The organism is Dickeya fangzhongdai (assembly GCF_002812485.1).
In the GTDB taxonomy this organism is placed as follows: domain Bacteria; phylum Pseudomonadota; class Gammaproteobacteria; order Enterobacterales; family Enterobacteriaceae; genus Dickeya; species Dickeya fangzhongdai.
This window is the reverse complement of record NZ_CP025003.1, coordinates 2,186,048-2,205,141: the sequence shown is the minus strand read 5'-3', so window position 1 is coordinate 2,205,141 and position 19,094 is coordinate 2,186,048. Positions and strand designations below refer to the sequence as shown.

Annotated in this window: 16 protein-coding genes; 11 read left to right on the top strand and 5 right to left on the bottom strand. The window is 57.9% G+C overall.

Annotated features, from left to right (window positions below; genetic code table 11):
• The first annotated feature begins 410 nt into the window (after window positions 1-410).
• The 5 genes from trxB to infA all read left to right on the top strand — a co-directional run bounded on the left by trxB (window position 411) and on the right by infA (window position 6,151).
• The gene (gene trxB, locus CVE23_RS09980) at window positions 411-1,364 is read left to right on the top strand and encodes a thioredoxin-disulfide reductase (RefSeq protein ID WP_100849447.1); all 954 of its coding nucleotides are present in this window, start codon (window positions 411-413) and stop codon (window positions 1,362-1,364) included.
• Between the two features lie 228 nt (window positions 1,365-1,592).
• Complete coding sequence (gene cydD / locus CVE23_RS09975) at window positions 1,593-3,359, top strand: heme ABC transporter permease/ATP-binding protein CydD (RefSeq protein ID WP_100849446.1); 1,767 nt, start codon at window positions 1,593-1,595, stop codon at window positions 3,357-3,359.
• A 19-nt stretch (window positions 3,360-3,378) separates the two neighbouring features.
• Entirely contained in the window at window positions 3,379-5,100 is a 1,722-nt protein-coding gene (gene cydC, locus CVE23_RS09970; RefSeq protein WP_167389570.1) for a heme ABC transporter ATP-binding protein/permease CydC, read from the top strand.
• 12 nt (window positions 5,101-5,112) lie between these two features.
• A complete protein-coding gene (gene aat / locus CVE23_RS09965; RefSeq protein WP_049853893.1) occupies window positions 5,113-5,841 on the top strand; it encodes a leucyl/phenylalanyl-tRNA--protein transferase in 729 nt (242 codons plus the stop codon).
• Between the two features lie 91 nt (window positions 5,842-5,932).
• Entirely contained in the window at window positions 5,933-6,151 is a 219-nt protein-coding gene (gene infA / locus CVE23_RS09960; RefSeq protein ID WP_002211347.1) for a translation initiation factor IF-1, read from the top strand.
• A 232-nt stretch (window positions 6,152-6,383) separates the two neighbouring features.
• Here infA and clpA read toward each other — a convergent pair whose 3' ends face one another.
• The gene (clpA, locus tag CVE23_RS09955; RefSeq protein ID WP_038918854.1) at window positions 6,384-8,660 is read right to left on the bottom strand and encodes an ATP-dependent Clp protease ATP-binding subunit ClpA; all 2,277 of its coding nucleotides are present in this window, start codon (window positions 8,658-8,660) and stop codon (window positions 6,384-6,386) included.
• 28 nt (window positions 8,661-8,688) lie between these two features.
• Window positions 8,689-9,009 (bottom strand): ATP-dependent Clp protease adapter ClpS, encoded by a 321-nt coding sequence (clpS, locus tag CVE23_RS09950; protein WP_033568380.1) that lies wholly within the window; start codon window positions 9,007-9,009, stop codon window positions 8,689-8,691.
• A 323-nt stretch (window positions 9,010-9,332) separates the two neighbouring features.
• On the opposite strand from clpS, the gene cspD reads away from it, so the two are divergent.
• Window positions 9,333-9,554 (top strand): cold shock-like protein CspD, encoded by a 222-nt coding sequence (gene cspD / locus CVE23_RS09945; RefSeq protein ID WP_022633331.1) that lies wholly within the window; start codon window positions 9,333-9,335, stop codon window positions 9,552-9,554.
• A gap of 149 nt (window positions 9,555-9,703) precedes the next feature.
• Here the strand turns inward: cspD and CVE23_RS09940 are convergent, their stop codons facing one another.
• The gene (locus tag CVE23_RS09940; RefSeq protein ID WP_049853892.1) at window positions 9,704-11,365 is read right to left on the bottom strand and encodes an ATP-dependent endonuclease; all 1,662 of its coding nucleotides are present in this window, start codon (window positions 11,363-11,365) and stop codon (window positions 9,704-9,706) included.
• A 252-nt stretch (window positions 11,366-11,617) separates the two neighbouring features.
• Between CVE23_RS09940 and hcp the strand changes: the two genes are divergently transcribed.
• The 3 genes from hcp to CVE23_RS09925 all read left to right on the top strand — a co-directional run bounded on the left by hcp (window position 11,618) and on the right by CVE23_RS09925 (window position 16,008).
• Window positions 11,618-13,270 (top strand): hydroxylamine reductase, encoded by a 1,653-nt coding sequence (gene hcp, locus CVE23_RS09935; RefSeq protein ID WP_100849444.1) that lies wholly within the window; start codon window positions 11,618-11,620, stop codon window positions 13,268-13,270.
• 59 nt (window positions 13,271-13,329) lie between these two features.
• On the top strand, window positions 13,330-14,337 hold the full coding sequence (hcr, locus tag CVE23_RS09930; RefSeq protein WP_100850448.1) for an NADH oxidoreductase: 1,008 nt from the start codon (window positions 13,330-13,332) through the stop codon (window positions 14,335-14,337).
• A gap of 204 nt (window positions 14,338-14,541) precedes the next feature.
• Window positions 14,542-16,008, top strand: a complete 1,467-nt coding sequence (locus CVE23_RS09925; RefSeq protein ID WP_038918851.1) for a DUF2867 domain-containing protein — start codon at window positions 14,542-14,544, stop codon at window positions 16,006-16,008.
• 43 nt (window positions 16,009-16,051) lie between these two features.
• Here CVE23_RS09925 and CVE23_RS09920 read toward each other — a convergent pair whose 3' ends face one another.
• Together CVE23_RS09920 and CVE23_RS09915 are read right to left on the bottom strand one after the other, a co-directional pair.
• A complete protein-coding gene (locus CVE23_RS09920) occupies window positions 16,052-16,933 on the bottom strand; it encodes an N-acetylmuramoyl-L-alanine amidase (protein ID WP_100849443.1) in 882 nt (293 codons plus the stop codon).
• Window positions 16,930-17,256 carry a heavy metal-binding domain-containing protein gene (locus CVE23_RS09915; protein ID WP_038918849.1) on the bottom strand — a complete coding sequence of 109 codons (327 nt, stop codon included), beginning with the start codon at window positions 17,254-17,256 and terminating at the stop codon, window positions 16,930-16,932. Before CVE23_RS09915 ends, CVE23_RS09920 begins: the two co-directional genes overlap by 4 nt.
• A gap of 352 nt (window positions 17,257-17,608) precedes the next feature.
• Between CVE23_RS09915 and artP the strand changes: the two genes are divergently transcribed.
• Window positions 17,609-18,337 (top strand): arginine ABC transporter ATP-binding protein ArtP, encoded by a 729-nt coding sequence (artP, locus tag CVE23_RS09910; RefSeq protein WP_167389548.1) that lies wholly within the window; start codon window positions 17,609-17,611, stop codon window positions 18,335-18,337.
• 17 nt (window positions 18,338-18,354) lie between these two features.
• On the top strand, window positions 18,355-19,086 hold the full coding sequence (gene artJ / locus CVE23_RS09905; RefSeq protein WP_038918848.1) for an arginine ABC transporter substrate-binding protein: 732 nt from the start codon (window positions 18,355-18,357) through the stop codon (window positions 19,084-19,086).
• Window positions 19,087-19,094: the final 8 nt, after the last annotated feature.

Genomic DNA, 19,094 nt, shown 5'->3' with positions numbered 1-19,094 from the left:
TTTGTAATGTGTTCATTCTCTGTTCCGACCGCGTTTCCCGGAAACGTGGTAAAACGCCGGTTATCCATCGGCAGACAAACGCCGCCGCTAGAGACCCCAAACGCATAAAAGCCGGAGCATTTAACTATTCACATACAAAAAATTTCCTCTTCCAAGGATGTTTTCGCAAAAGCGCAGCCGATTGTCAAAGTAAAACAATTAAAATCAGAAGAAAGTGCCAGATTCGCTCCCGGCAGTCCATTAGGGCAGCGTTTTCACACGTTCCGCACCCGCCGTCAGGCTATTCGCCGTTCCCTGCCAATATTCCGTAACGATTGAACCGATAGCCAACAACATTCCTCCACACTTTTTTTACGCAGGTAATTTCCTTACAATCGGTCATATCGTCCGTTCGAGTGAATGAGGAACTCATGAGCACTGCCAAACACCGTAAATTATTGATTCTGGGTTCAGGCCCGGCAGGTTATACCGCCGCGGTCTATGCTGCGCGGGCAAACCTAAATCCGTTGTTGATTACCGGCATGGAAAAAGGCGGTCAGTTGACCACCACCACCGAAGTGGAAAACTGGCCCGGCGACCCAGACGAGTTGACCGGTCCGCTGCTGATGGAGCGTATGCACGCTCATGCCGCCAAATTCAATACCGAAATCGTCTTTGACCACATCACGCGCGTCGACCTGCAAACCCGCCCGTTCCGCCTGTTCGGCGACAGCGATGAGTACACCTGCGACGCCTTGATCATCGCCACCGGCGCATCCGCCCGCTATCTGGGTCTGCCGTCTGAAGACGCGTTCAAAGGGAAAGGCGTCTCCGCCTGCGCAACCTGCGACGGTTTCTTCTATCGCAACCAGAAGGTCGCGGTAGTCGGTGGCGGCAATACCGCAGTGGAAGAGGCGCTGTATCTGTCCAACATCGCCGCCGAAGTGCATCTGATCCATCGTCGCGACAGCTTCCGCGCGGAGAAAATCCTGATCGACCGTCTGATGGCGAAGGTCAGCAGCGGCAATATCGTGCTGCATACCAATCGCACGCTGGACGAAGTGCTGGGCGACGATATGGGCGTGACCGGCGTGCGCCTGCGCGACGCAACTGAAGCAACCGAGCAGTTGGATGTAGCGGGCGTGTTTATCGCCATCGGTCACAGCCCGAATACCGCCATATTCGGCGATCAACTGGAACTGGAAAACGGCTACATCAAGGTGCAATCCGGCATCCACGGCAACGCGACTCAGACCAGCATTCCCGGTGTATTCGCCGCCGGCGACGTCATGGACCACATTTATCGCCAGGCTATCACTTCCGCCGGCACCGGTTGTATGGCGGCGCTGGATGCCGAACGCTATCTGGACGCCCTCGTCAAGTAAGCCTTGATGACCAACAATGCCAACCCGGGCGTGATCGCGTCCGGGTTTTTTATTGCAGTTCATCACTGCAAAAATTGATCGACACCCCGTTCCGCCATCTGCTTTTCGTTTGCACAACCCCGCCACCGCGGTAACATGGCGCATCGCGACCGTTACGCTCACAATTGTGTTAAGTAACGGTTATGTAAGCGTTATTTTCATGTACCAACTGGAAGCGATCGGCACCTGATGAAAGACACCCGACAACGAGAACTGACCCGCTGGCTGAAACAGCAAAGCCGTCTGGCGCACCGCTGGCTACGACTATCGCTGATGCTCGGTCTGGCAAGCGGCCTGCTGATTATGGCGCAGGCCTGGTTACTGGCCTCACTGCTCCACGCCCTGATTATCACCCACACCCCGCGCAACGAACTGACCACGATGTTTCTGTCACTGGCAACGACATTCGTATTACGGGCGTTGATCAACTGGATACGGGAACGCGTCGGTTTTCGCTGTGGTCAGACGATTCGCCAGCATATCCGCCAGCAGGTTCTGGATCGACTACAACAGCTGGGACCGGCCTGGATTCAGGGAAAACCGGCCGGCAGTTGGGCCACGCTGATACTGGAGCAGGTGGACGATATGCACGATTACTACGCCCGCTATCTGCCCCAGATGTATCTGGCCGTACTGATTCCGGTGCTGATCCTGATTATCGTGTTTCCGGTGAACTGGGCCGCGGGGGTCATTCTGTTAGCCACCGCCCCATTGATCCCGTTGTTCATGGCGATGGTCGGTATGGGCGCCGCCGACGCCAACCGCCGCAACTTTCAGGCGCTGGCCAGACTGAGCGGCAATTTTCTTGATCGACTGCGTGGTCTGGATACCCTGCGCCTGTTCTATCGCGGCGAGTCGGAAACCGCACAGATTCGCCAGGCGTCGGAACAGTTTCGCAGTCGCACGATGGAAGTGCTGCGTATGGCCTTTCTGTCTTCCGGCGTGCTGGAATTCTTCGCGTCGATTTCGATCGCGGTGGTAGCGGTTTATTTCGGCTTTTCATACCTCGGCGAGTTGCATTTTGGCAGCTACGGCGTCGGCGTAACGCTGTTTGCCGGTTTTCTGGTGCTGATTCTGGCGCCGGAGTTCTTCCAGCCGCTGCGCGATCTCGGCACGTTTTACCACGCCAAGGCGCAGGCGGTCGGAGCGGCGGAAGCCCTGCACCGTTTCATGACGGCCGAAAGCGAGGAAACCGGAGCCGGCACGCACCTATTTCAAAGCGATACGCCCGTCACACTGGTCGCCCACGAGCTGATTATTCTGTCGCCCTCAGGCAAAACGCTGGCCGGGCCGCTCACCTTTAAACTGAACGCCGGGCAACGGGTCGCGCTGGTCGGTCCCAGCGGCGCCGGGAAAAGCTCGCTGCTGAACCTGCTGTTGGGTTTTCTGCCCTACCGCGGTTCACTGACGGTCAATGGCGAGGAACTGCGTACCCTGTCGTCCACATCATGGCGGCAGCACCTGAGTTGGGTGGGGCAAAATCCTCACCTGCCGGAACCCACGCTGCGGCAGAACGTACTGCTGGGTCGCCCGAAGGCCAGCGACCATATGCTGCAACAAGCGCTTGAGCGCGCGTATGTGCACGAATTTCTGCCTCAGTTGCCGCAAGGCCTGGACACGCAGTTGGGCGACGGCGCCGCACGTCTGTCAGTCGGCCAGGCCCAGCGGGTCGCCGTGGCGCGCGCATTGCTGCACCCATGTCGATTACTGCTGCTGGACGAACCCTCCGCCAGCCTTGATGCGCACAGCGAACAGCGGGTCATGAGCGCGCTGAGCGAGGCGTCGCACACTCAGACCACATTGCTGGTGACCCACCAACTGAGCGAAATTCGGAACTATGACGAAATCTGGGTCATGGTCAACGGCCAGTTGGTCCAGCAGGGTGACTACCTTACCCTGAGTCAGGTCGCCGGGCCGTTTGCCGACTTACTGGCGCAACGCCGGGGAGAACTGTGAGATGGAAAAGATTCGGGCAATGCAGGTACTCAAACCCTTTCTGGCGCTGTACCGCCGTCACCTGTTCCGGCTTGGGTTGGGCGTTTTGCTGGCGATACTGACTCTGTTAGCCAGTATTGGTCTGTTGACGCTGTCAGGCTGGTTTCTGGCGGCCTCGTCCATCGCCGGTCTGGCCGGGCTGACTACGTTCAACTATATGCTGCCGGCGGCCGGGGTGCGCGGCGCAGCGATTCTGCGTACCGCCAGCCGTTACTTTGAGCGACTGGTAAGCCACGACGGCACCTTTCGCGTCCTGCTGCATCTGCGTGTGTTCACCTTTAGCCGTATCCTGCCGCTGGCGCCGGGCGGGCTGATTCGTTTTCGTCAGGCCGAACTGCTCAACCGGCTGGTAGCGGATGTGGATACGCTGGACCATCTCTACCTGCGGGTAATTTCTCCGCTGGTGAGCGCGCTGGCCGTGATTCTGGCGCTGGCTTATGGCTTGAGCTGGCTGGATGCGTCGCTGGCGCTAACGCTGGCCGCCATCATGCTGGCGCTGCTGCTGGTGTTGCCTCTGGCGTTTTACCGTGCGGGACAACCGGTCGGCGCCGACCTGACCGCGCTGCGCGCCCACTATCGGGTACAACTGACCACCTGGATCCAGGGGCAGGCCGAACTGGCGGTATTCGGCGCCCTGGCGCCCTTTCGCCAGCAGTTGGAAATACTGGAGCAGCGCTGGTTTGAACGGCAACGTCAACAGGCCGGGCTAAGCGCGTTGTCGCAGGCCATCCTGATTGCCGCCAGCGGCCTGACCGCCACCTTACTGCTGTGGCTGGCCGCCGGCGGCGTCGGCGGCGACCATCAGCCGGGCGCGCTCATCGCGCTGTTTGTGTTTGCCGCCCTCGCCGCTTTCGAAGCGCTGGCGCCGGTCGCAGGCGCCTTCCAGCATATCGGGCAAGTCGTCGCGTCGGCGGCCCGAGTCGATCAACTACTGAAACTGCGCCCGCCGGTTGCCTTTCCGTCTCAGGGCCCTACGCCGTTGGAACAGGTTCAACTCACACTGGATAAAGTGAGCTTTACCTACCCGGAACAAAACCAACCGGCGCTGAGCGGAATTACGCTGACGTTTACGCCGGGCGAGCATGTCGCGTTATTGGGGCGTACCGGCTGCGGCAAGTCGACGCTGTTGCAATTGCTGACCCGCGCCTGGGATTGCAGCGCCGGCGAAATTCGTCTTAATGACACGCCGATCGCGGCATTCCCGGAGTCTACGCTGCGCGATGCCATGAGCGTGGTGCCGCAGCGGGTGCATATTTTCAGCGCCACGCTGCGGGAAAACCTGCGGCTGGCGGCCCCAGCGGCCAGCGACGAGCGTTTGCAGGCGGTGCTAACGCAAGTCGGCCTGGAGAAACTGCTGGAGGATCAGGGGCTCAACGCCTGGCTGGGTGAAGGGGGACGCCAGTTGTCCGGCGGCGAACAACGCCGTATCGGCGTGGCGCGCGCCCTGCTCCACCCGGCGCCGCTGGTGTTGCTGGATGAACCGACCGAAGGGCTGGACGCCGATACCGAACAGCGCATACTGCAGTTATTACGTCAGCATTGCCTGGGTAAGACCCTGATCGTCATTACCCATCGCCTGAATGGACTGGAGAGTATGGACCGGCTGTGCGTGATGGATGGCGGACAACTGGTGGAACAGGGTTCGCATCATAGCCTGATGGCGTTGCAAGGGCGCTACTGGCAATTTCATCAACACCTGTAGGCCGAGGTGCGCATGCTGTTGTATGAACTGTCTCCGTTTTCGCTGCAGTTTCCTAACCCGGAAACCGCGCTGCGGGATCCCAATGGTCTGCTGGCCTACGGCGGCGATCTGTCGCCCGAACGCTTGCTAAGCGCCTACCGTCAGGGTATTTTCCCGTGGTTTTCACCGGGAGAGCCGATCCTGTGGTGGAGCCCGGACCCACGAGCGGTGCTGTTCCCGGCACAGTTTCACCTTAGCCGCAGCATGAAAAAGTTCATTCGCCGCACCGATTATCGGGTCACACTGAATCAGGCGTTTGAAGCGGTGATTTCCGCCTGCGCCAGCGAGCGCGAGGAAGGCACCTGGATTGGCAGGGACATCGTGCGCTCCTATGTTCAGTTACACCTGTCCGGCCTGGCGCACTCGGTCGAGGTCTGGCGTGGCGCCCAGTTGGTGGGCGGCCTGTACGGTATCGCTCAGGGCGCGCTATTTTGCGGCGAGTCGATGTTCAGCCGGGCGGATAACGCGTCCAAATACGCGCTGGCGGCGTTTCTGCAGCATTTCGTGCGCCACGGCGGCCAGTTGATTGATTGCCAGGTGCTCAACGACCATACTGCCTCGCTGGGCGCCTGTGATATTCCCCGGCGCGAGTTTCTGTACGAGCTGAACCGGCTGCAACAGGCCGCATTAATCGATGGTTGCTGGCATCCGCAACCCCTGAATACACCCACTGCCGACACCCCTGGTGAAGGGGATAAATGAGCGGCAGCGACTTACGCGCCTTTACATAATGAGGGTTTTTCGGCATTATCTTGCCGGTTAAAAACTAAGGTACTTAAACCTAGAGGATTCGATGGCCAAAGAAGACAATATTGAAATGCAAGGCACCGTGCTGGATACGCTGCCCAACACCATGTTCCGCGTTGAGCTGGAAAACGGGCACGTGGTTACCGCTCATATCTCCGGTAAAATGCGTAAAAACTATATCCGCATCCTGACGGGTGACAAAGTGACTGTGGAACTGACCCCGTACGACCTGAGCAAAGGCCGCATTGTCTTCCGTAGCCGTTAACAACCGCGCTATCGCCTGAGGCGATGCGCCAGGGTGTTTACCTCTCTGCCCTCACCGTTCGGTGAGGGCGTTTGCATTTTAAGCCGGTCAATAACTTACCCGCCTATTAATTCGGATATCGCAGTAAGCTGCAGTCAGGCAAACCGTGTGGTAACGTGAATGCGACCGACATGAAAAAGGGCATCTGACGATGCCCTTTTGTGTTTTTAGCGTGACGACGTAATCAATTCACTCAGTGAACCGCACCTTCGGCTTTAGTCTTTTGCGCGCTCAGGAAGCGATAAGTCAGCTGTTGGGCGGCCTTATCCAATTCCACTTTCACGGAGCCACCGTCTACCAGCGAGCCGAACAACAGCTCATTGGCCAGCGGTTTCTTGAGGTTTTCCTGAATGACTCGCGCCATCGGTCGCGCGCCCATCGCTTTGTCATAGCCTTTTTCCGCCAGCCAGTTGCGTGCTTCTTCGCTAACTTCCAGCGACACGCCTTTGGCGTCCAGTTGCGCCTGCAGTTCGACAATGAACTTGTCCACCACCTGCTGAATCACTTCAGCCGACAGGTGGTTGAACCAGATGATGCCATCCAGACGATTGCGGAATTCCGGCGTGAAGACTTTTTTGATCTCTTCCATCGCATCGCTGCTGTTGTCCTGCTGGATAAGACCAATGGACTTACGCTGGGTTTCCCGCACCCCGGCATTGGTGGTCATCACCACGATCACATTGCGGAAATCCGCCTTGCGGCCGTTGTTATCGGTCAGCGTGCCGTTGTCCATCACCTGCAACAGCAGGTTGAACACATCCGGGTGCGCCTTCTCGATCTCATCAAGCAGCAGCACCGAATGCGGATGCTTGATCACCGCATCGGTGAGCAAACCGCCCTGATCGTAGCCCACGTAGCCCGGAGGCGCGCCGATCAAACGGCTGACCGTATGGCGCTCCATGTATTCAGACATATCGAAGCGCAGCAGCTCGATATCCAGCGCTTTCGCCAACTGTACCGTTACTTCCGTTTTCCCGACCCCGGTCGGACCAGCAAACAGGAACGACCCGACCGGCTTGCGCTCATGCCCCAGACCGGCACGGCTCATCTTGATGGCTTCGGTCAGCGCCTCAATGGCTTTATCCTGCCCGAATACCAGCATCTTCAGACGATCGCCCAGATTGCGCAGCACATCACGGTCACTGGCGGAAACGGTTTTCTCCGGAATACGGGCGATGCGGGCGACCACCGCTTCAATATCCGCCACATTGACGGTTTTCTTGCGTTTGCTCGCCGGCAACAGGCGGCAGCGGGCGCCGGCCTCATCGATCACGTCGATCGCTTTATCCGGCAGGTGACGGTCATTAATGTATTTCACCGCCAGTTCCACCGCCGCGCGGATCGCCTTGGCGGTATAACGCACGTCGTGGTGCGCTTCGTATTTCGGCTTCAGACCATTAATGATCTGCACCGTCTCTTCCACGCTCGGCTCGGTGATGTCGATTTTCTGGAAGCGGCGCGCCAGCGCGCGATCTTTTTCGAAGATATTGCTGAATTCCTGATACGTGGTGGAGCCAATCACGCGAATCTTGCCGCTGGACAGCAACGGCTTGATCAGGTTGGCGGCGTCCACCTGACCGCCGGAAGCTGCGCCAGCACCGATAATGGTGTGGATCTCGTCGATAAACAGGATGCTGCTCTGATCCTGCTCCAACTGCTTGAGCAGCGATTTAAAGCGTTTTTCGAAGTCGCCGCGGTATTTGGTGCCGGCCAGCAACGAGCCGATATCCAGCGAGTAGAGCGTGCAGTCGGCCATCACCTCCGGCACGTCGCCCTGCACGATGCGCCAGGCCAACCCTTCGGCGATAGCGGTTTTCCCCACGCCGGATTCGCCCACCAGCAGCGGATTGTTTTTACGGCGACGGCACAGCACCTGAATCGTGCGCTCCAGCTCGCTGTCGCGGCCGATCAGCGGGTCGATGCCTCCCACCCGGGCAAGCTGGTTGAGATTTGTGGTGAAGTTTTCCATACGCTCCTCCCCGCCAGCCTGTTCTTCGTTAACCGGATTTTCCGGGTTTGCCGCCGGACCGGTTTCTTCTTTGCGCGTACCGTGGGAAATGAAATTCACCACATCCAACCGGCTGACGTCATGTTTGCGCAGCAGGTAGGCAGCCTGAGATTCCTGCTCGCTGAAGATGGCGACCAGCACGTTGGCGCCGGACACTTCGCTGCGCCCGGACGATTGCACGTGGAACACGGCGCGCTGCAGCACCCGCTGAAAGCTCAGCGTCGGCTGGGTATCCCGTTCTTCATCATTTTGCGGCAGCGTGGGCGTGGTCTGTTCGATAAAGGTTTCCAGTTCCTGACGCAGAACCGCCAAATCGACCGTACAGGCTTCCAGTGCCTCTCGTGCGGAGGGGTTGCTGAGCAGCGCCAGCAACAAATGTTCCACGGTCATAAACTCATGCCGGTGCTCGCGCGCTCTGGCGAAAGCCATGTTGAGACTGAGTTCCAGTTCTTGATTGAGCATAGGCACCTCCCCCAATAAATTGCCCTATTCAGGCTTTTTCCAGCGTACAAAGCAATGGATGCTCGTTCTCCCGGGCATAACGGTTCACCTGCGCCACCTTGGTCTCGGCTACCTCGGCGCTGTAGACGCCGCAGATGGCCTTGCCCTGATAGTGAACCGTAAGCATCAGTTGCGTTGCACGTTCAATATCATAAGAAAAGAACTTTTGCAGAACGTCAATAACAAATTCCATCGGCGTGTAATCATCGTTGTTAAGTATCACTTTATACATCGATGGAGGCTGCAAGGCTTCAGTATAATGCTCTTTGGTCAGGTCGTCGGTCTGCGCCCCGGTGCTATGATTTCCCATCTTCTACCCAAATCAGTTCTGATACTTATCCGCTGGCTGTCTTCACAGCAGCATGCCTGATTTTTATTGTATCACCGCCCGGTCAAAATCGCTCAGACCCCAAAAACGCATCCCTCTTGATATTAACGGCAATAAAACCCGACGATAGCGTTATCTGTATCAAATTTTCACAAACCTGCGGCAAAGTGTCGGATTCGGGTGCTTGACGGCAAGGGCGATTTCACTAGAGTGTAGAGTTGAATTGATGTCGTTTTAATCAATTTGGTTTTGCCTTAACCCAATAACCTCACCTTAGAGAACACTCTAGCGAAGGATGAAGATTCATGGAGACAGGTACTGTTAAATGGTTCAATAACGCCAAAGGCTTTGGCTTTATTTGTCCCGAGAGCGGCGGTGAAGATATCTTCGCCCACTATTCAACCATTCAGATGGACGGCTACAGGACGCTGAAAGCAGGTCAGGTGGTGCAATTCACTGTACACCAGGGACCCAAAGGAAATCACGCCAGTCTGATCGTGCCGGTAGTCGGCGAAACGGTCGCCTGAATGTTCACCCCACGCTTTCCGGTCTTTCTCCTTTAATTCCTGTGACCAGGTCAAACGAGTCCAATGCCGGTCGCAAAGCGGCCGGCATTCTTTATGCTCTCTTCACATGCGCTCTACACGCGACAGGCTCGTTCAGCCGGATAACACGCCTAATCCGCCCGCCCGCGCGCCAGCCACAAGACCCGTGAAAACATGCTGCGGATCAGCGGCGGGATGGCCGATTCCCCCTGAGACGCCGCTTCCAGCGCCACTTCAATCGCCAGATCCGGTTTTGAGGTACGGTGAATCGCCTTGGTGATGACTTTCGCCGCCGACAGCGGCACCGGTTCCGGCAACTGCGCAACCCGGTGATAGACCTGACTAAAGCCGTTGCGATACATGAAATGCTCCATATCCAGCGCCGGCAGCACGGTCAAATGGTCGCGTTCGGACTCACTCTGCGATTGCAGCAGGCTACGAACCGTGGCGGCGTATTTTTTCCCGGCGTCATCGCCATCCACCAGCACATGCCATTCGATACCCATCCGATAGGCGAACTTCAGCAGCGGTTTTAACCCCACCTGCGCAAACTCGATCACCCTCACGCCTTCCGCCTCGAAGTGATGACCGCACTGACGCGCCAGTTCACTGAGCATCCAGACTTCGGTTTCGCCCTCCACCAGCAGCCAGCAGCGCGCGAATAACGACGCCGGGCGATTAAACCGAATGTGAAAGGTAATGCGGCGGCTATCTTCCTGCGTCATGCCCTGACGGCCGATACGGTAGGTCGCGACCTTCGCCGATTCTCGCACCAGACGGCAAACCTGTTCTACCGGCACCAGCGACAGCAGTTCACCGGAATTGGTGGTGGTGATTTTTTGCAGCGGCAACTGCGTCAGCAGCCCCCATGCCACCGACAGCATAATCGGATGCAGCCGGGTTTCCGGGTCTTCAATCAGCAGCAGCGGCCGGGCGTGCGGATCAAGCGCCGTGGACCCTTTGGCCTGCAGCAGGGTGGAAAACAGCTCCAGCAGAATAATACGACGGCTGCGACTATTGGGGCCGGAAATCATGCGATTGATGTTATCCAGCGAGCGCCATGCCCGGCCATTGCCCGCACGGGCATGGCGATGGTGACGCCGATCGTTCGGGTCCGCGCCCTGCTCGGAAAAATAGTGCTCGACCAGTTGGCGCATCGCCACCAGACCTTGTCGCAGTTCCTGATTAGTCAACCGGTTGGGATTTTGCGCCAGTTCGCGCACCAGCGTCTCAAACTGGCGCGATAGCCGATCGTTATCATCGATTTGCGGCATCAACGAGCCGGTGCGAAAACGGCGAATAAAGCGGGCGTCACGCAGCCGCAACACCGGATGCAGACGAATCACTTCGCTGGCCAGCCAGTCGATATTGTCCAGCGGCAATGCCTGACCATTGGCATCAAGAAAACTGCGCCAGGTAAAGATCGCCTGGCTTTCATCCATTTCCCCTTCCAGCCGATAGAAAATGCGATGCAATCGCCCTTCGCCCTTGATCCATACCGGCGACAATGAACGATAGCGAGGGGCCAGATGGTGACCGGGCGCAGATTCGCAAAACGTGAAGATCACCTGCAGATGACGCTCGCGGCTGGTTTCGTTGCCCGGCGTAAAATGAAAGTCCTGCAGGTCAAAGTGATAAAGCGGTGGTGACGGCGTCAGCAGCAGCGACAGCGCATCCAACAAGCTGGACTTGCCCCAGGCGTTTTCGCCGATCAGCACGGTATTATCATCCAGCATCAGCGACAGTCGGTTAATACCACGGAATCCAAGAATCTCGACTCTTTCCAGATACATCCGTGCCTCCTGTTCTGTGGTCTTCTAACGAGAATGACGATAAAAGCGCGGCAGGGTCAAGCCCTATGCCTCGGATCTGCCTCGCGACGCATAAAAATGCCCGGCAGATGCGAGTGATTGTCATCCACAAGTAAAAATTGCGCTAAATCAACTTCACCTTAAATTGCCTATAAAAGATCTTTTTAGACACCGGCAAACCGTTCTATGCTTTTAAACAAGCATTATAAATGCAACTTTAAAAAGGAAGTCATTATGTATTGTGTGCAATGTGAACAGACCATCCGAACCCCGGCCGGCAATGGCTGCGCTTACGCGCAAGGCATGTGCGGCAAGACCGCCGAAACCTCTGACCTGCAAGACCTGCTGGTCGCCGTTCTTCAGGGGCTGTCCGCCTGGGCGCTGCAGGCGCGCGCATTGGGCATCATTGACCATGAGATCGACAATTTTACGCCCCGCGCTTTCTTCGCCACCCTGACCAACGTGAATTTTGATTCGCCGCGTATCATCGGCTACGCCCGCGAAGCAATTAGCCTGCGTCAGGGGCTGGCCGCCCGTTGCCGGCTGCTGGACGCCGCCATCGCGGTCGATCATCCGATGGCGGAACTGCAACTGGCGGGCGACGATATCCCGACGCTGCTGCAACAGGCGGCGATGTTCGCGCTGAACAAAGATAAAGCCGCTGTCGGCGAGGATATTCACGGGTTGCGCATGCTGTGCCTGTATGGCCTGAAAGGCGCGGCCGCCTATATGGAACATGCCCACGTGCTGGGTCAGTACGATGACGCGCTGTACGCCGATTTCCATGCGTTTATGGCCTGGCTCGGCACCGCGCCCACCGATGTCGACACCCTGCTCGGCAACGCGCTGGCTATCGGCAAAATGAATTTCGGCGTAATGGCGATACTGGATCAGGGAGAAACCTCCGCCTACGGTCATCCGCAGCCGACTCAGGTTAACGTACGCCCGGTGGCGGGCAAGGCGATTCTGATTTCCGGCCATGACCTGAAAGACCTGCGTATGTTGCTGGAACAGACCGAAGGCACCGGCATCAATATCTATACCCACGGCGAAATGCTGCCGGCGCACGGCTATCCGGAACTGAAGAAATTTTCCCACCTGGTCGGCAACTACGGCAGCGGCTGGCAGAATCAGCAAAGCGAATTCGCTAAATTCCCCGGCCCGATCCTGATGACCTCCAACTGCATCATCGACCCCAACGTAGGCCAGTATACCGACCGTATCTGGACCCGCAGCATCGTCGGCTGGCCGGGCGCGCAGCACCTCGAAGGCGATGATTTCAGCGCGGTGATCGCTCAGGCGCAGCAACTGCCGGGGTTCCCGTACAGCGAAATCGAGCACCTGATTACCGTCGGTTTTGGTCGCCAGACCCTGTTGAGCGCCGCCGATACCGTGATTGATCTGGTCGCCAGCAAGAAACTGCGCCACGTATTTCTGGTCGGCGGTTGCGACGGCAGCCGCACCGAACGCAGCTACTACACCGATTTCGCGCTCAACGTCCCGCAAGACTGCCTGATCATGACGCTGGCGTGCGGTAAATATCGTTTCAATAAACTGGATTTCGGCACGCTGGAAGGCTTGCCGCGTCTGCTGGATGTCGGCCAGTGCAACGATGCGTACGCCGCCATCATGCTGGCGGTCAATCTGGCTGAAAAACTGGGCTGCGGCGTCAACGACCTGCCGCTGAGTCTGGTACTGTCCTGGTTTGAACAGAAAGCCATCGTCATTCTGCTGACGCTGCTGGCGCTGGGTGTGAAAAATATTTATACCGGCCCGACCGCCCCTGGCTTCCTGACCCCGTCGCTGCTGGCGATCCTGAACGAGAAGTTCGGCATGCGCGCCATCACCACCGTGGAGCAGGACCTCAAAGACATCCTCGCCGCCTGATTTTTCGTTGACCTTCGCCTTCCGCCGACGCATGGCGGAAGGCTGTTATGGAGACCGCCATGACCATGCCTACTCCGCAGTGCCCCAACCGCATGCAGGTGCACTCTCTTCATCAGGAAACGCCGGATGTGTGGACGCTTTCCCTGATCAGCCATGACTTTTACCCCTGGCAACCCGGCCAGTATGCGCTGGTCAGCATCGCCAACAGCAGTGAAACGCTGCGCGCTTATACCCTGTCCTCCTCGCCCGGACTGAGCCCGTTTATCACCTTCACGGTACGCCGACTGGAAAACGGCGTCGGCTCGCGCTGGCTGACCGAACAGGTGAAGCCCGGCGATTATTTGTGGATCTCCGATGCGCAGGGCGAATTCAGCTGCACCCGTGCCGTCAGCGATCGTTACCTGATGCTGGCGGCGGGCTGCGGCGTTACGCCGATCATGTCGATGACGCGCTGGCTGCTGGCCAATCGCCCGCACACGGATATTCAGGTCATCTTCAATGTGCGCTCGCCGCAGCACGTGATTTTTGCCGACGAATGGCAAACACTCCGCCAGCGCTACCCACAGCAACTGCAACTGACCCTGATGGCGGAACAGCAGGCTGAAACCGGTTTTCTCAGCGGTCGCCTCACTGAGTCGGTCCTGTCGCAACAGGTGCCGGATATCGCCGATCGCACCGTGATGACCTGCGGCCCGCAACCCTATATGCAGCAGGTGGAAACCTTCTGTCTACAGGCCGGCGTCCCACGCGAGCGCATCTTCAAAGAGCAGTTCGGCGCGCCGGAAGCCGCCGTGGATGATGATGGCGAACAACTCACCATGACCATCCGCCATTCGTTGCAACAGCTGAAAGCTCCGATCGGCATCAGCCTGCTGGCAGCGTTGGAAAGCCACCAGTTACCGGTAAACGCCGCCTGTCGCGCCGGGGTATGCGGTAGCTGCAAGACCCGGATTCTCAGTGGCAGCTACACTACCACCAGCACCATGACGCTGACGCCTGACGAAATTGAAAACGGCTATGTGCTGGCCTGTAGTTGCCAGTTACAAGGCGATGTCGAACTGGTCTGATTTTTCCGCTCGCTCTTGCCATACGGCTGACATCACGCTCTGGATCCACCCCGCACTTTCGTTAAGAAACCGTTAAGGCGGGGTTTTTCCCCTTTCTGCTTCCGGCTATATTAGGTTGTATTGATATCGTATTGCGGGTGTGAACATCGACAGGGACACCGCTGCAGTTTCAATCGCGCTGTTGTGGCAGGAGCAAACACTATCATGACCATCAGACCCGCCCCGATTCTGATCCTTGGCGCCAGTGGCTACATTGGCCGTCACCTCCTCACGCGTCTCAGCCAGCAAGGTCAATCGGTGATTGCCGCTTCGCGTCACATCGACTCGCTGGCGGCACTAAACCTTCCCGGCATACGCTGTGAATACGTTGATCTGATGAAGCCATACACGCTGCCGGAAGGGTTATGGCAGGCAGACACCCTTTACTATCTGGCGCACAGCATGGGTGATGGCGCCGATTTTCTGGAGCGGGAATATCAATCGGCGCAAAATCTGCGTCAGGTGCTGCGCACCAGCCGGATTCGACAGATAATCTATCTCGGTTCAGCGCAGGCTGAGTGCCATCCCTCCATTCATATGCAGGCGCGCAAACTGACCGGCGACATTCTGCGCAGCAGCGGCATTCCGGTCACCGAGTTGCGCGCCGGCATTATCGTCGGCCCCGGTTCCGCTGCATTCGAAATCCTGCGCGATATGGTGAACAATTTACCGGTGTTGACGCCGCCGCGCTGGGTGCGCTCGAAATCCGCGCCGATTGCGCTGGAAAATCTGCTCACCTACCTGACGGAACTGCGACACTACCCTGCGGAACGTCATCGGGTTTTCGATGCCGCCGGGCCGGAATACCTTAGCTATCAGACCCTGTTCGAACGGTTTATTCGTATTACCGGCAAACGTCGCCTGTTGTTGCCGATTCCGGTGCCGACCGGGTTGATATCGGCCTGGTTTCTGAACATGGTGACCTCAGTTCCCGGCTCTACCGCCCGGGCGCTGGTACAGGGGTTGCGACACGATCTGCCGATGGACGACGGCGAACTGCGTCGCCTGATTCCCCAGCGGCTGATCGGGTTTGATGAAGCGGTGCGGGCTACGCTGGCCGATGAAAAAGCGGCGGCGCAACATCCGGACTGGGGATATGACCCCGATGTTTTAGCTCGCTGGCAACCCAATTACGCGTTCTACCCCAAACAGGCGGGTTACAGCCACAAAACCGGTGCCAGCAGCCAGGCATTGTGGCAGGTGATCCAGCAAGTCGGAGGCCGGGAAGGCTACTTTTACGCCAACCTGCTGTGGGCTATCCGCGCTCGAATAGATGATTTATGCGGTAATCAGGTGATTTACCGCCGACCGGAGCGGGCGGAATTAAGGGAAGGCGACTTCGTCAACGGCTGGAAGGTCATCCGGGTCAGGCCTCATCAGCAGTTGGTGCTGCTGTTTGGCATGAAAGCGCCCGGACTGGGGCGTCTGGTCTTCTCCATTGACGATCGTGGCGCGTATCGGGTACTGGATGTTCGTGCCTGGTGGCACCCCGCCGGCAGCAGCGGGCTGGGTTACTGGTTCCTGATGATGCCTGCGCATCTGTTTGTGTTTCGCGGCATGGCGCGCCGTATCGCCGTACTGGCGCAGGAGGCCGAACAGCGGGACATCGTTCGCCTCCCCCACAGCGATTAAGCCGCCGACCTTCCTACCGCGACCAACGGAGGGGAGGCGCAGGTTATCGCCCAGACCCCGCGCCGCTGCGGGGCGCGGCGCCGTACTTCTCCAGCAGCGCATCGGCGATCGCTTCGGTTTCCGCATCCGCCTCACCGTCATAGCGCTGCTGCCGGAAGTGCATCTGGAATGCCGCCACCACCTGTTGCTGCTGGCGTGCGCTCATGTTCGGGTTGACCTCATAACCATAACGCGCCAGTTTCTCCAGCAGCGCCTGTCTGTCCACCGGCGTATATTGCTGTCGTCCTCTCAGATAGAAATGCACCCGTTGCGGCTCCGGCCAGGCGCCGATACCCGCCATCGCCAGTTGATGCCAGGGAAACAGCGGCCCCGGGTCGACTTTGCGCTGGGGAGCAATATCGCTGTGCCCCACCACATCCTGCGGCGCAATATGGTGACGGGCGATGATGTCCCGGGCAAGATGGGTCACCAGCGTGATCTGTTGCGGGGTATAAGGCTGCCACCAGCGGGTACCGGACGCAGTTTGCCGCCAGCCGGGATTTTCCTGTTCGATGCCGATCGACGTGGCGTTCAACTGACTGTAACCGCGCCAGTAACTGGCGCCTGCATGCCAGGCCGCCTGCGACTCCGGCACCAGCTTCCACGCCACCGGCTTGCCCTTAACCTGCGGCGGATAAGCCGGCACCAGATAATGTGCGCTAACATGCTCGGCGGTGAGTTTTTCCAGCGAACTGCCTAAATCTTCGGCCGTATAGTGAAATACCAGAAAGCGGACCCGCTCCCCCCGGCTGACAGCCGGAGACGACTGATCCAACTGGTAATCGCCCTCATCGACATAGCGTTCGCGGCTCTGACAGCCTGCCAGCAACGTTAGCGCCACCAACGCCACACTCCGCCATGACAACCCAATGCACCTGCAGGTCATGATCGGCGAACCACCACCGCAGTACCGCTGACGGACACCATCAGCATGCTGGCGTCCTTACCCACGGTTTCATAATCGATGTCGATGCCAACCACGGCATTCGCGCCCAGCTCCTGCGCCTGCTGCTGCATTTCGCGAAATGCTATCTGCCGGGCGTTGCGTAACTCTTTTTCATAGGCGCCGGAACGGCCGCCGACGATATCGCGGATACCGGCGAAGAAATCCCGAAAGATATTGGCGCCAAGGATGGCTTCGCCCGTCACCACGCCGCAGTAGTTTTCAATGACGTGCCCTTCCAGGGTTGGTGTGGTGGATAATTGCATCATGCCTCCTCGTCTCAGATATTCGGCCGTTGGATCGACTGCACATTCTCACAGCCTTCTTACGCTTTTATAGCAATTTCTGCCACTAAAAGACTTTTTCACAACACAGAAGTCATCAATCGCGCTTTTTAGCAACGTAGCTCGCTACAGCCGGGGTTGGTTATGGCTGAGGATTGTCCGCTACAAGTCGGCTATCGCCCTGACAAATCCGCCTGCCGCCGCGGCAAAGCACGATTTTGTGCTAAAATATCGACAATAAGTCGTGTATTTGCAAATTTTAACCCACGACGATTGCATAACTATTCTGCCGAGGCTACCATTTGCGGCATCAATGTCTATTCAATTCTTGCGCATGAGTATTCAACTAAACAGCATTAACTGTTTCTATGGCGCACACCAGGCGCTGTTCGATGTCACCCTTGATTGTCCATCCGGAGAAACGCTGGTGTTGCTGGGTCCCAGCGGGGCCGGTAAAAGTTCGTTATTGCGGGTGCTGAACCTGCTGGAAACGCCCCGTTCCGGTACGCTCAACATCGGCGGCAATACCTTCGATTTCAGCCAGACGCCCGGCGAAAACGCCATTCGCGAACTGCGCCGCAATGTCGGCATGGTGTTCCAGCAGTACAATTTGTGGCCGCACCTCACCGTGCAGCAGAATCTGGTCGAAGCGCCCTGCCGCGTGCTGGGGCTGGGTCGTCAGGAAGCGCGGGAGCGAGCGGACAAACTGTTGAGCCGTCTGCGACTGAACGACTTCGCCGATCGCTACCCGTTACATCTCTCCGGCGGCCAGCAGCAGCGTGTCGCCATCGCCCGCGCGCTGATGATGGAGCCGCAGGTGCTGCTGTTTGACGAGCCGACCGCGGCTCTCGATCCGGAGATCACCGCTCAGGTCGTCAGCATTATTCAGGAACTGAGCGAAACCGGCATCACCCAGGTGATCGTCACCCACGAAGTCGATTTCGCACGTAAAACCGCCAGCCGCGTGGTGTACATGGAAAACGGCCGCATCATGGAACAAGGCGACGCCTCGCATTTTACCCAACCCCAAACACCGGAATTTGCTGGCTATTTATCTCACTGATAGATAAGGATAATAAGATGAAAAAATTGCTCGTTGCCGCCCTGCTCGGCGGGTTAAGCCTTTCCGCTGGCGCAGCCGAAACTATCCGTTTTGCCACTGAAGCGTCCTATCCTCCGTTTGAGTCGGTGGACGCCAGCAACCAGATCGTCGGGTTCGATATCGACCTGGCCAACGCGCTGTGCAAACAGATTCAGGCCACCTGTACTTTCAGCAATCAGGCATTCGACAGTCTGATCCCCGGTCTGAAATTCCGCCGTTACGATGCGGTGATCGCCGGTATGGATATCACGCCGGAACGCCAGCAGCAGGTGACCTTCACCCAGCCGTACTATGAAAACTCGGCGCTGTTCATCGCCCAGAAAGGCAAACTGGCCGATATCGCCGCGCTGAACGGCAAGCGTGTCGGGGTACAGAACGGCACCACCCACCAGAAATTCCTGCTGGACAAGCATAAAGACATCACCGTGGTACCGTACGACAGCTACCAGAACGCGGTGCTGGACCTGAAAAACGGTCGTCTGGACGCCGTCTTCGGCGACACCGCCGTCGTGAACGAGTGGCTGAAACAGAACGAGAATCTGGCGTCGGTGGGCGACAAGGTTACCGATAAAGACTACTTTGGCATCGGCCTGGGGATTGCCGTTCGTCAGAACAACGACGAGCTGGTGAAGAAATTCAACGATGCTCTGAACAAGATCAAGCAGGATGGCACCTACCAGACCATCTACAAGAAATGGTTCCAGCAGTAAGCCGACTA

What these genes read in the sequence shown, in the direction of transcription:
- infA (WP_002211347.1), top strand. Translation starts at nt 5,933, where the DNA reads ATGGCCAAAGAAGACAATATTGAAATGCAAGGCACCGTGCTGGATACG.
- hcr (WP_100850448.1), top strand. Translation starts at nt 13,330, where the DNA reads ATGACCATGCCTACTCCGCAGTGCCCCAACCGCATGCAGGTGCACTCT.
- hcp (WP_100849444.1), top strand. Translation starts at nt 11,618, where the DNA reads ATGTATTGTGTGCAATGTGAACAGACCATCCGAACCCCGGCCGGCAAT.
- CVE23_RS09925 (WP_038918851.1), top strand. Translation starts at nt 14,542, where the DNA reads ATGACCATCAGACCCGCCCCGATTCTGATCCTTGGCGCCAGTGGCTAC.
- CVE23_RS09920 (WP_100849443.1), bottom strand. Translation starts at nt 16,933, where the DNA reads ATGACCTGCAGGTGCATTGGGTTGTCATGGCGGAGTGTGGCGTTGGTG.
- CVE23_RS09940 (WP_049853892.1), bottom strand. Translation starts at nt 11,365, where the DNA reads ATGTATCTGGAAAGAGTCGAGATTCTTGGATTCCGTGGTATTAACCGA.
- cspD (WP_022633331.1), top strand. Translation starts at nt 9,333, where the DNA reads ATGGAGACAGGTACTGTTAAATGGTTCAATAACGCCAAAGGCTTTGGC.
- aat (WP_049853893.1), top strand. Translation starts at nt 5,113, where the DNA reads ATGCTGTTGTATGAACTGTCTCCGTTTTCGCTGCAGTTTCCTAACCCG.
- artP (WP_167389548.1), top strand. Translation starts at nt 17,609, where the DNA reads ATGAGTATTCAACTAAACAGCATTAACTGTTTCTATGGCGCACACCAG.
- artJ (WP_038918848.1), top strand. Translation starts at nt 18,355, where the DNA reads ATGAAAAAATTGCTCGTTGCCGCCCTGCTCGGCGGGTTAAGCCTTTCC.
- clpS (WP_033568380.1), bottom strand. Translation starts at nt 9,009, where the DNA reads ATGGGAAATCATAGCACCGGGGCGCAGACCGACGACCTGACCAAAGAG.
- clpA (WP_038918854.1), bottom strand. Translation starts at nt 8,660, where the DNA reads ATGCTCAATCAAGAACTGGAACTCAGTCTCAACATGGCTTTCGCCAGA.
- cydD (WP_100849446.1), top strand. Translation starts at nt 1,593, where the DNA reads ATGAAAGACACCCGACAACGAGAACTGACCCGCTGGCTGAAACAGCAA.
- CVE23_RS09915 (WP_038918849.1), bottom strand. Translation starts at nt 17,256, where the DNA reads ATGCAATTATCCACCACACCAACCCTGGAAGGGCACGTCATTGAAAAC.
- trxB (WP_100849447.1), top strand. Translation starts at nt 411, where the DNA reads ATGAGCACTGCCAAACACCGTAAATTATTGATTCTGGGTTCAGGCCCG.
- cydC (WP_167389570.1), top strand. Translation starts at nt 3,379, where the DNA reads ATGCAGGTACTCAAACCCTTTCTGGCGCTGTACCGCCGTCACCTGTTC.